Genomic DNA, 10,975 nt, shown 5'->3' with positions numbered 1-10,975 from the left:
CGGTGATGTCTACCGCCAAGCCGGAGCTTGCTGTCGCTGTGACGTTATACGTGTCAGCTACTATCGGAGTTGATGGCAGGGTACTGCTAAAAGTAATGGTTTGGCTTTGTTTGCTTACCGTCATGGTTTGCTGCACTTGCGGTGCTGCATGGTATTGTGTATTACCCGGTTGATTGGCATTCACAATACAGGTACCTGTAGTATTAAATGTTACGGTGCCGCCACTGATTGAGCATACGCTGCTACTGCTGGCATCCACGGTGATGTCTACCGCCAAGCCGGAGCTTGCTGTCGCTGTGACGTTATACGTGTCAGCTACTATCGGAGTTGATGGCAGGGTACTGCTAAAAGTAATGGTTTGGCTTTGTTTGCTTACCGTCATGGTTTGCTGCACTTGCGGTGCTGCATGGTATTGTGTATTACCCGGTTGATTGGCATTCACAATACAGATACCTGTAGTATTAAATGTTACGGTGTCGCCACTGATTGAGCATACGCCAGCTACTGCTGGCATCCACGGTGATGTCTACCGCCAAACCGGAACTTGCTGTCGCAGCAACGTTATATGTGTTTCCTGGCATTAGGAGAGATGGTGCCACACTGGTAAAGGTAATGGTTTGGTTCTGTTGGCTTACCGTCATGCTTTGTTGCACTTGCGAGGCTGCATGGTGTTGTGCATTACCTGCCTGATTGGCATTCACGATGCATGTTCCTGTCGCGTTAAATGTTACGGTGCTACCACTGATTGAACATACGCTGCTACTGTTGTGGTCTACAGTGATGTCTACCGCCAAGCCAGAACTCGCTGCTGCTGTAACGAGATACGTGCCCCCTGGCATCGGGTTTGATGGCGCGGTACTCGTAAAGGTGAGCGTTTGATTCTGTTTCTGGGTACTTGAATTTAGATGAATTGCCACCGGCGTGTTGTTGGCAGCAAACAAACAATAGCGACCAGGACTAGACTGCAGAGTACATCCAGCTGGCTGATAGCCGTCAGTAAGGATCTTGAGTCCTGCATCAGGATAGTGCCTATTAGTCACTGTACTGATAAGCAGGTTTTGGGCTGATACATGGTAGTTCTGGCAGGATGCTGGGATTTTGCCATTTAAGCATAAAACCAGATCTATTGTTGCAGGAGGGCCTGATTCCGTAATCTTGAAAAAGAGCCCGGCATCGGCATAAGCCAGTGAGCTCAGTAAAATAATGCCCGTGATTAATAAGCTATTGATGATTCGTTGAATCATTATCGTTCCTTGATGTTTCAAATTAAACCTGCGCAACATGAGTGCCTGCTCGCGCGCTCATGTTGCGCTAAAAGCAAATGACTTTCTTTTTAAAGATTTTATTGGAGTCAGCTTAACAAATTAATTGGGTTCGTCAATACATGCCTAATGTTTTGTTGATATTCTGATAAAAAAGATTATAACTGTAAATTTAACAATAAGTTAATGTATTGTTGGCACCTCTACTTCTTATGTATTTGTAATCAGCGATTGACCTTGGGCTTCAGGTCTATAACAAGTCAGTGCTATCTAAAAAGTCTTTTAATTCTCTGTTTTAAAGTAATTTGCAGAACAGCGTTAACCCGTAAATTGTAAACAAGGTGCAAATGAGTGATTGGCATTTGAAGGAGGACTTGGCACTTCGTGGATTAAGGTAGGAACTTGTTGTTCGTTACAACCGAGTGTTGATGAGCAGCCCTGGTTGAAATTGAATGGTATCTATTTCCAATTTGTACGTGAAAAAAAACTGGATAAACTCAATTTCCCTAATCCTTGCTGCTCCACGAAAATATTTTGCAATGAATAAAACCAGGCTGTCTTTTTCCATATAGTCATTACAGTTGATTACCAGTTCTGTTTCGGACAAACTAATCATTTGGCATTCATAAATATTTTCGCCAATTTTAATCGTAACATATACAGGTTGTACGGGTTGAATTAACACCGCAATCTCCCTAATAATATAAAGCTCGTCACATGGCACAAATCGGTATGTTAATTGCCATGTGTTTTAATGGTTCATGCTGATCAATATGAGCTCATATTGTAAGTCTAGCTTAAAAAGAACATTTTTGAGTTTTTTGTCGGGTTCATGATATTGTTCGCGGCAGTAAAATTCGGCCTGTATACTGATGATAGTAATCCGATTTATTGTTCTTAACCGTACTAAAAACGATAAATTACATGATGAGCTAAATTGATTGCATCCAAAGTAATCCTAAGATAGGTTTTATGCACTATTCTTATTTCAAGGGACACATTCATTTGAGACAGGGATTAAATTATGCCAAATGTTGCAGAAGTTTTTGTTGATACTTTGGAAAATGCAGGAATCAAACGAATATACGGTATTGTTGGCGATTCATTAAATGGCATTACTAATGCGCTGCAAAAACGAAAAAATATAGCTTGGGTGCATGTACGCCATGAAGAAGCGGCTGCCTTTGCTGCTGGTGCAGAAGCTCAGTTAACGGGTGAGCTGACGGTTTGTGCCGGCAGTTGTGGACCGGGGAATTTACATTTAATTAATGGGCTCTATGATTGCCAACGCAGTCGGGCACCAGTGTTGGCAATCGCTGCTCATATTCCCAGTGCTGAAATCGGAGGGGATTACTTTCAGGAGACTCATCCGAATCTTTTATTTAAAGACTGCAGCTGCTTTTGCGAAGTAGTGGAAAGCCCGGAGCAGATGCCGAGATTATTGGAAATTGCCATGCAAACCGCGATTGCCAAATCAGGTGTGGCCGTCTTGATTATATCTGGTGATGTTGCTCTTCAATGCGCTCCTCATCTAGCGAACAAAAAAAAATCACTCTATGTCAAACCAGAAGTAGTACCGCCAGTGGCGGTATTACAGGATATCGCAAAGCGCCTGAATGACGCGAAAAACATAACATTATTCTGTGGCATTGGTGCGGCTGACGCTCATGATGTATTGATAAAAATATGTGACACGTTAAAGGCACCTGTTGTGCATACACTCCGTGGTAAGCCATATATTGAGTATGACAATCCTTATGATGTCGGTATGACAGGGCTAATTGGTTTTAGTTCAGGCTATTACGCAATGGAAGCTTGTGATACGTTGCTTTTACTTGGCACCAGCTTCCCTTATCGCCAATTTTATCCTGATAAAGCGCACATTATTCAAATTGATTTGCACGGGGAACAATTAGGAAAACGCACGACCATTGATTTAGGTGTGGTGGGAGACATTAATTGTACTTTAAATGCATTATTGTCGTTGCTAGAGCCCAAGAACGATAGTGAGCATTTAAATAAAGCCAGAGCTCATTATCTTAAAGCGCGTAAAGGATTAGACGCATTGGCAACAAAAACACCTGATAAATCGCCACTTCATCCTCAATTTGTTGCCCAATGTATTAATAGCATTGCTAATGACGATACTGTATTTACAGCTGATGTGGGCACTCCTACTGTATGGGCGGCCCGATATTTACAGATGAATGGTAAACGCAAAATATTAGGCTCATTTAATCATGGTTCCATGGCTAATGCTTTATCACAAGCTATCGGGGTTCAGTCTGTTTATTCTGAACGGCAGGTAATTGCACTGTGTGGTGATGGTGGATTTAGTATGTTAATGGGAGAACTTTTAACCCTGATTCAAGAACAACTCCCTATTAAAATTGTTGTATTTAATAATGGTACTTTGGGTTTTGTTGAAATGGAAATGCATGTTGGCGGTATGCTGGATTACAGCACTGAATTAAAAAATCCAAACTTTGCTTCCATGGCGGAGTCTATCGGTATTAAAGGCTTTCGAGTTGAAAGTGCTTCAACATTACAAGTTGATTTACAACAGGCATTTAGTCATAACGGCCCTGCTTTGGTGGATGTAGTCATTAATCGTAATGAATTAATCATGCCGCCTACTATTGGGATGGAGCACGTCAAAGGATTCAGCCTCTATATGATGAAAGCTATTATTAACGGACAGGGCAATACAATATTAGATTTGATGAAAACAAATTTATGGCGTCCTGAATAACGGAAACAATAATCAATCCAGTCATCCAAGGGAGCAATTGACGAGCATCCCTCGGAACAGTCGCATCTTCATCCGAAGAGCACTCGACCAACCATTGATTCTTCATTGTGAAATCGATCTTCATCTTGTTCCGCATATCCTTGTAGTGCGGTAACAATAGGGCGAGTCACTATACTTATTGCCGATTTTAGGAGGCTGGCAATGGAGAACAGAATCGATGCTACAGAAATCAATAAGAACCCTCCAGCATCGGTTAAATGATCTTCATTATCATTACGTGTAAAGCCTGTTTTAATAGCTAAGGCCTGTGTACTTTCCCATAATGCAGCACTTAATGAGGCGATCGATGTAATAAGGCACAATGCTGGAAGCGCCGTGGCGCCAAGGATTTCATCGAAATAATCGTAGCGATCACGTAGTTGTTCAAACATATTCAATCGTCTAAGCGCTTCTTTGCTTATAAAGTGCAACGCATTTTGTGCGGAGTCCATTTGTTGCAGTTGTAGAAATTTCTGTTCAAATTTTATAATAAGGAACCCTAAATGATCCGAATAGTTCTCAAAAAAATTCTTTTGGGGATCTGGGGTTTTTTGATTAATAAAAAATGAGGTTTTAGGAAAAAAATGGGAAGAGTTTGGCATTTCATAATCCTTATGCGAAAGAACACTGTCATAGCTGTCCTCATCTTATCATTAAGGGGGGCCCATGTGAATTTTGAACAACAACTATAAAGCCAACAATAATTCAAGGAAGGTGCGAACACCCGAGTTGGGCCTCTCCTGCCTCTTTTACCTTTACCCTCTTCAATCATACGTCACCATCAAGTGAACTAGAATAATCTGTTATCAGAATAAGTGATATAAGTTATAAAAAAATCATCTGGACAAGTATGTGCCACATAGATCAAAATTGTCTTGCGCAGTAAAGATATTAGATTGCGCAATATCAACAATTTTTCGACTACAAGGACTCAAACAATGCAAGCGAAGAACAAAGAAAAATCAGTAAAAGCGATGGATGCCAATCATCCTTCGATCAATCCATTTATTACCACACCGAACCATATGGCATTTTCTGCGCAATTACTTTATCCATATTGGGGTTCTTATGTACGCAACACCTTGATTCATTTTTTTCGTGCAGATGAGACGTCTCCATGGACAATAATTGCTCATTCCTGAAAATGATCGCTTCGCTCATGATGCAAATAACAATTCTTTGACCGATTTTGAACAACGATATTTCAAATTTTTAAGCGGCTCAAGGGGAGTGCATTTTACTGAAGAAAGTACTCCTGGGGAAACGGCTCAAAAGGCGTTTAATGCACTACTCGCTTGCTATCCTGCACAAAATCATAATGTTTTAACTGATCCACTCGCTCAACCCCTCTTAATCTCAGCTTTTGTTACAGGGTTTGCTGGCAAATATCCTCTGGTAGAACAAGAAGAAACACTCAAAAGCCCATCTCAAGTGAGAGCGGAACAGCATATACGACAAGCAGGTGTAACGGTTAACGATGTCAATGAATCAGTTAAAATTCATCATGAAAACGAACATCATACCAAGATATTTTTTGGTCCAACAACGTTTAATCTATACCTGATAGGCAATAAAGTGATTGTGCTTGCCGACACTAAGGGCTTTAATTCCTTGGATCAAGGGATGCTCGTTTTAGGTTCTGATCCTGCACAATGGGGCATGGAAATACAAAGCGCTTGGCTTAAGCAACAGGCTCATGTCTTTTTAGGCAGGAAATACAATCCAGAAACCAAGTACGAACCTTCCTATGTAATGCAAACCAGTGTTCCGTTAACCTCAATTTGTAATGCCGCCACGACACTAGTGCAAAACGATAAAGTAGCAAAAGAAGCTATTGGCGTTACGGAATTAGCTAAGAATGCCAATTCATTGACCACCACCTCAACTACCTCTTTGCGCGAAGAATTTAAAAGACAATTACGCTTAGTGGAGGGTAGTAACACCGCACCCGCAGCAATAATGCCAAGTGGTAAGCCTGTCTCTGCAATACAATGGTCTGAGATTGAGCAATACATTCAGGCAGAAAATATGGATGCATTAAACGAACTCATTTCTAGTACCCCAGATATTGTCAATAGCATGGAGAGAGGAGGCAATACACCGCTCATTTCAGCGATTTTAGCGTGTAAACCAAAAGTAATTGCCCTTTTTCTTGAGCATGGCGCTGATTTTAGTCAAAAAGATAATTTCCCTTCGATGTATGGAAGAAAGAGTGCTTGGGAACATGCTATTAGCATCAAAAAATCCTGATATAGCATTATTGGTTAAGTGTGTCGATAAGTATGGGCTTACAGTAGCTCAAGCGACTGCATTGGCCAATGCGAGTGATTCAGATTTTACCTGGATTACGCAAGGTTATGCGAGCACGCCAGGGCTTCTGTTCGATAACATCGTTGAGATTGCATCTCGATTGCTGCATGTTACTTATTATGATGCCACTCAAATTATGTTAACAGCACTGAATATAGTCGATGAGGAAAAAGAAGCGGTAAATTCTGAATCACAGCTTAAAGTAAGCAGCAATGCTTCGGGTTTCTTTTCAGTAAAAGCACCAATTAAGCAATTGGATTTAATTAAACATTTTATTATGGATGAATTATGTTCCAATGGACTCAGCCAAAAAGGCCAATTTAAAGAATTCCAAGCAGGCCACATTGCTGATCGTAAGTATGGCTTTCATCTTGGTATAGGAGCAAATACTGGTTTGGCTTATGTCCGAGACAGGAACTTCAGTATCGAGATTAAAAATGGTAAAGCTTGTTGTGCCAAAGCCGTTTCACGAGAAAGAGGCCAAATCGAATGGAAGCAAATGACTTCAGACGAAATTCAACAGGAGCTTAGAAACGAAAATTCTTTGATTGCTCAAATTGCCAATCATCAGGAAGCAAAACAATCATCGCAACACACACCTAAATAATGTTAAAAACCTCCAGGTTCTGTGTCCTTATTTGTTGTTCTACCCCATTGGGGAGCAGCCTAATGATAAGGGCACGGGTCAGGTGGCTATGAATGTCATCAAATTAGAACTCTTTCTAACAATAGAATTGTTTAAATAGTCATCCCTTTCTGCGTTGGAACAACAAAATTTGCGAGGTAGTGCTCCCCAAGGCACCTTTATGCGATAAATACAATTTGTTAACGGAACTTAGAAATTTGAGCAGACTCCTTTACTTCACAAGTGTCGGTTAACACCAATTGACCAGGCACTGGTTTTATCTTTATTTCAGGAAAAATCACGCGGAAGCCTGGCTCAAGAATTTGGCCTCGTCGATTTTTTGATAGTTCGGATGCTTTAATTTCTTCACGACGCTGCATCAACAATAAAAATAATTTTTTAACCTGCTCTTCGCTTTTTAATTGTTCTACACAATTCCTTAAGAAATTCATTTCGTTTTGCCGGTGGTATTCGGGAGTACGAGCTGCATTAGTGAGCTGGTTTACTAACTCCAGAGCAATGGCATCATGGGACGATTTAACCCCTTGAATAAATTTGTTTTTCCAATCGTTGGCCCAGGTGTTAGGAACATACTTTAGTAAACCACATCGTGCATTGGAGAATATGGGATTGGTCATGTCTACACTTAAAACATCATATGCAAATTTATCATCAATCAACCCTATTTTGATTAGGTGCTCAATTGCACGTTGATCTGATACTGCCTTGATAGGGGTTAACCATGCATGATCTGCATCAGGCAATAAGGTTTCTGGGAAATGACTTCCAGTTAAAGTCAGAGCATGTTCATAAGCGCTTCGCGTGATGGCAATAAATGCAATGTGATTGTCAGTTAATTTTTTATTAATAAAAAATTCAACAGGGATTTTAATATCATTTTCTTTTGCTTCATTTGGCTCCATATCTGATGCTAAGTTGATTTCAACAGGGCAAAATAGTGGCCGTAGTCTTTCTTGCAGTGAGGTTGCATTGTGTATACTCTTACTGTCTTCTAATTTATTCATTCCTAAAATGACGCTTTCTGCTAATCGGGCTGGAGGCAATAAATGTTCAACCATATCAAAAAGCGATTCATTTAATTTTCTCCCGTCAAAATCAAGTTGTCTGATGGGCTCCCACCAGTCATTATAAGGCGGATGAATTTCTTTCATAATCGGGCCGCAGAACCATGGCAACCTGAGCAACGCAGGCGGGTGCCAAATTGAGGATGGGAAGGATCGGGTTGGCGGTGTAACAGCATATTATCGGCATAGATATCGGCAGAATCACCGCGATAGAACCACTGATTATTATTCCCATCACCAATTAATTCATAAAAATTAAATAATTTTTTATTCGCATCCCAGGCAAACGCTTCTATCATAAGCCTGGGTTCAGCAGCAGGGCCTTGATCAGCGGTTAGCTCGTTGTTTTCATCAACCGTTGTAAAATGGCCAAAGAAAAAATCTCCACGTTGAATCATCGTTGCATCAAGCGTTCCTGTTACCACTTCAAAAAAGCTAAAACTTCCTTCTGAGGGATTATGATATCCCCGGTTTGCCACCATTGTGGTTTCAATGGTCAAATGCGCTGTTTTGATTTGTTTACGAAATTCAAATACATCTTTGGGGCATTCTTTGTTGGAAGACAGGAGGATGCTAATACCATCGTTTAAATGTGTAGCCTCTGTGCTCGAGGAAGTGAGAATCGTGCACACTGCAAACACGTTTTGCAGTGCAGTCAACATAACTATTAATGTAAATGATTTTACTATTTTATGATTCATAGAACATACCTATAATTGTCCAAATTCAGGTATGGGATTGTTCTATAGCATAACCGGTTTAAGTTTTATGCCTCGTTGTCGGTTCATTTTCCGACGCTCCCTTGCGCTCATCTCAATAACTTCCCGACATATTGCGATTTGTCCCTCTGCTATTAAGTTAAAATGTTGTAACCCGTCGTAATACAGGGATCCATTCACTAAGGCTGGGCAGTTTTTCCCGCATTACGCTAGGCTAATGCGGGCTACGAAGCAATGTGAAATCCCTTAATTTTTGATGGCAGCGGGGCTTGTTCGCGGTAAGCTGGTACAGTGTTTACCTGATTGATTGAGATGTTACCCCTTCCTTGGCTATTTATTTTTAATGAAAAATAATACTTAGTTTTTGGATCGTTAACAAGCTGATGTCTCGGAATAGTTATTTTCTTTTACCTAGGCTTATTAGAGGTTACGTAATCCTGTGTGTAATAATAGCCCTCTATGAAGGCATTTTTGTAATTGCTCTGGGAATCAAGCTAAGTTGTATTTCAGGATCCGTTCTGCTTAGTTCATCAGTTGTTCAAAAATTTTTTGCAGAGTATTGGGGTTCTCATAATGAATAACCAGAGAGCCTTTGCCTGATTTACCTGGCTTTAATTTAACCTGAGTTTGCAGATGTTGGGCTAAAGAGCTGAGCTTTTCTTTATATAGAGGAGCTGGTTCTTCAACTGGCACTGCTTCTGTTTTACCTGCCTTAACACGCTCTACCAATTTTTCAGTTTCTCTGACTGATAAATTTTTGGCAACGATCAATTGGGCAACCTGGATTTGTTGTTCTTCATCTAACATCAGTAGCGCACGCGCATGTCCCATGTCGATATCACCATGTTCCAACAGTTTTTTGACCGAAACAGAGAGTGAAAGCAAGCGCAGGAAATTACTTACTGCCGTTCTGGACTTGCATAATAAATCGGCAACTTGTTGATGAGTCAGAGCGAACTCGCTGGTTAGTCTCTGCATGGCACGTGCCTGATCCATCGCGTTGAGGTCTTCACGCTGCAGGTTTTCAACCAAAGCCATAGCCATGGCCGTCTCGTCATCAACCTGTCTTAAAATTACAGGGACTTCGGTCAATCCAGCGATTTGACTGGCGCGCCAGCGTCGTTCTCCGGCAATGATTTCGTACTGGCCGCTATTGAGCTTGCGTACTAATAAGGGTTGCAATAGTCCTTGCTTTTTAATTGATTCCGCAAGTTCTTGTAACGGAGCCTGCTCCATTTCACCACGAGGCTGATATTTCCCTGGCTGCAGGCAATTAAGTGCTAATTTAAGAGAATCAGACTGTGGTTTTTCATGTGGTTTCTCATTAAGTAGCGTGCTGCTCGACTGGCTTAATAAGGCGGATAAATTACGCCCCAAACTACTGCGTTTTACTGTCATACATTAACCCCAAATTAGCCTGCTACGGTTTGTTTACTTATCACTTCAGAGGCGAGCACCATATAAGCCGCGGCACCTGCTGATGTTTTATCATATTGTAATGCGGGCAATCCATGACTTGGAGCTTCTGCCAGTCTGACATTACGCGGAACTACCGTTCTATAAACTTTAGTGGAGAAGTGTTCTAATAATTGTTTAGATACTTCTGCACATAAACGGTTACGCGCATCGTACATGGTACGAAGCACACCCTCAAGATGTAAACGAGGATTTACTGATGATTTAACCTGTTCAATGGTTGATAACAGGGCTGCCAATCCTTCAAGGGCATAATATTCGCATTGCATAGGAATGAGTACTGAGTCAGCAGCAACGAATGCATTAATGGTCAGAGTGTTTAATGCCGGCGGACAATCAATGAGAATAAAATCATAATTATTTTTGATGGGCTGTAATGCTTTAAAGAGAAATGTTTCTCTATGGCTTCTATCCATCAGGCTTACTTCAGCTACGGTCAGATCACCATTCCCTGGAATTAAATCATAGCCGCAGGTAGTAGAAAGACAAGCTTGTTCTGCCAGGCAATCACGTAATAATACGTCATTAGTGGTATGAACCAGTTGATTTTTGTCAACGCCGCTTCCCATGGTTGCATTACCTTGAGGATCTAAATCGATGAGCAATACTTGCAGACGGTTTGCAGCAAGTGATGCAGCTAAATTAATTGCAGTCGTAGTTTTACCTACTCCGCCTTTTTGATTGGCAATGGCTATGACTTTCGCCAT

The 10,975-nt window shown here is 41.1% G+C and carries 12 protein-coding genes; 4 read left to right on the top strand and 8 right to left on the bottom strand.

Annotation, left to right across the window (positions count from 1 at the left end; genetic code table 11):
- The 3 genes from Q0495_RS13990 to Q0495_RS13980 form a co-directional block, all read right to left on the bottom strand.
- On the bottom strand, positions 1–442 hold a 442-nt coding region (locus Q0495_RS13990; protein WP_298627391.1), incomplete at its 3' end, for a hypothetical protein.
- Between the two features lie 19 nt (positions 443–461).
- Positions 462–1,244 carry a hypothetical protein gene (locus Q0495_RS13985; protein ID WP_298627389.1) on the bottom strand — a complete coding sequence of 261 codons (783 nt, stop codon included), beginning with the start codon at positions 1,242–1,244 and terminating at the stop codon, positions 462–464.
- A gap of 430 nt (positions 1,245–1,674) precedes the next feature.
- Positions 1,675–1,947 (bottom strand): hypothetical protein, encoded by a 273-nt coding sequence (locus Q0495_RS13980; RefSeq protein WP_298627387.1) that lies wholly within the window; start codon positions 1,945–1,947, stop codon positions 1,675–1,677.
- Between the two features lie 339 nt (positions 1,948–2,286).
- On the opposite strand from Q0495_RS13980, the gene poxB reads away from it, so the two are divergent.
- Positions 2,287–4,014, top strand: a complete 1,728-nt coding sequence (gene poxB, locus Q0495_RS13975; RefSeq protein WP_298627386.1) for a ubiquinone-dependent pyruvate dehydrogenase — start codon at positions 2,287–2,289, stop codon at positions 4,012–4,014.
- 68 nt (positions 4,015–4,082) lie between these two features.
- On the opposite strand, the gene Q0495_RS13970 is transcribed toward poxB, so the two are convergent.
- Positions 4,083–4,655 carry a hypothetical protein gene (locus Q0495_RS13970; protein WP_298627384.1) on the bottom strand — a complete coding sequence of 191 codons (573 nt, stop codon included), beginning with the start codon at positions 4,653–4,655 and terminating at the stop codon, positions 4,083–4,085.
- Between the two features lie 336 nt (positions 4,656–4,991).
- Here Q0495_RS13970 and Q0495_RS13965 point away from each other — a divergent pair, with 336 nt between their 5' ends.
- Genes Q0495_RS13965 through Q0495_RS13955 form a run of 3 tightly spaced genes read left to right on the top strand, consistent with a single transcriptional unit; the run spans position 4,992 to position 6,970 of the window.
- On the top strand, positions 4,992–5,195 hold the full coding sequence (locus Q0495_RS13965) for a hypothetical protein (protein WP_298627382.1): 204 nt from the start codon (positions 4,992–4,994) through the stop codon (positions 5,193–5,195).
- The gene (locus Q0495_RS13960) at positions 5,182–6,303 is read left to right on the top strand and encodes a hypothetical protein (protein ID WP_298627380.1); all 1,122 of its coding nucleotides are present in this window, start codon (positions 5,182–5,184) and stop codon (positions 6,301–6,303) included. Before Q0495_RS13965 ends, Q0495_RS13960 begins: the two co-directional genes overlap by 14 nt.
- Positions 6,278–6,970, top strand: coding sequence for a hypothetical protein (locus Q0495_RS13955; protein ID WP_298627378.1), 693 nt, complete (start codon positions 6,278–6,280; stop codon positions 6,968–6,970). The genes Q0495_RS13960 and Q0495_RS13955 overlap by 26 nt, the downstream gene beginning before the upstream one ends.
- A gap of 218 nt (positions 6,971–7,188) precedes the next feature.
- Here Q0495_RS13955 and Q0495_RS13950 read toward each other — a convergent pair whose 3' ends face one another.
- The 4 genes from Q0495_RS13950 to Q0495_RS13935 all read right to left on the bottom strand — a co-directional run bounded on the left by Q0495_RS13950 (position 7,189) and on the right by Q0495_RS13935 (position 10,975).
- Positions 7,189–8,160 carry a hypothetical protein gene (locus Q0495_RS13950; RefSeq protein WP_298627376.1) on the bottom strand — a complete coding sequence of 324 codons (972 nt, stop codon included), beginning with the start codon at positions 8,158–8,160 and terminating at the stop codon, positions 7,189–7,191.
- A complete protein-coding gene (locus Q0495_RS13945) occupies positions 8,157–8,774 on the bottom strand; it encodes a hypothetical protein (protein ID WP_298627374.1) in 618 nt (205 codons plus the stop codon). The genes Q0495_RS13950 and Q0495_RS13945 overlap by 4 nt, the downstream gene beginning before the upstream one ends.
- 540 nt (positions 8,775–9,314) lie before the next feature.
- Positions 9,315–10,190: a ParB/RepB/Spo0J family partition protein gene (locus Q0495_RS13940; protein ID WP_298627372.1), complete on the bottom strand. Its 876-nt coding sequence runs from the start codon at positions 10,188–10,190 to the stop codon at positions 9,315–9,317.
- Positions 10,191–10,204: 14 nt separating this feature from the next.
- On the bottom strand, positions 10,205–10,975 hold the full coding sequence (locus Q0495_RS13935; RefSeq protein WP_298627370.1) for a ParA family protein: 771 nt from the start codon (positions 10,973–10,975) through the stop codon (positions 10,205–10,207).

Origin of the sequence: uncultured Legionella sp. (assembly GCF_937871865.1) — a bacterium.
Taxonomy (GTDB): domain Bacteria; phylum Pseudomonadota; class Gammaproteobacteria; order Legionellales; family Legionellaceae; genus Legionella.
The sequence above is the reverse complement of the archived record's forward strand: the minus strand, read 5'-3'. Positions and strand labels throughout refer to the sequence as shown.

What these genes read in the sequence shown, in the direction of transcription:
- Q0495_RS13985 (WP_298627389.1), bottom strand. Translation starts at nt 1,244, where the DNA reads ATGATTCAACGAATCATCAATAGCTTATTAATCACGGGCATTATTTTA.
- poxB (WP_298627386.1), top strand. Translation starts at nt 2,287, where the DNA reads ATGCCAAATGTTGCAGAAGTTTTTGTTGATACTTTGGAAAATGCAGGA.
- Q0495_RS13970 (WP_298627384.1), bottom strand. Translation starts at nt 4,655, where the DNA reads ATGCCAAACTCTTCCCATTTTTTTCCTAAAACCTCATTTTTTATTAAT.
- Q0495_RS13965 (WP_298627382.1), top strand. Translation starts at nt 4,992, where the DNA reads ATGCAAGCGAAGAACAAAGAAAAATCAGTAAAAGCGATGGATGCCAAT.
- Q0495_RS13955 (WP_298627378.1), top strand. Translation starts at nt 6,278, where the DNA reads ATGCTATTAGCATCAAAAAATCCTGATATAGCATTATTGGTTAAGTGT.
- Q0495_RS13950 (WP_298627376.1), bottom strand. Translation starts at nt 8,160, where the DNA reads ATGAAAGAAATTCATCCGCCTTATAATGACTGGTGGGAGCCCATCAGA.
- Q0495_RS13945 (WP_298627374.1), bottom strand. Translation starts at nt 8,774, where the DNA reads ATGAATCATAAAATAGTAAAATCATTTACATTAATAGTTATGTTGACT.
- Q0495_RS13940 (WP_298627372.1), bottom strand. Translation starts at nt 10,190, where the DNA reads ATGACAGTAAAACGCAGTAGTTTGGGGCGTAATTTATCCGCCTTATTA.
- Q0495_RS13935 (WP_298627370.1), bottom strand. Translation starts at nt 10,975, where the DNA reads ATGGCGAAAGTCATAGCCATTGCCAATCAAAAAGGCGGAGTAGGTAAA.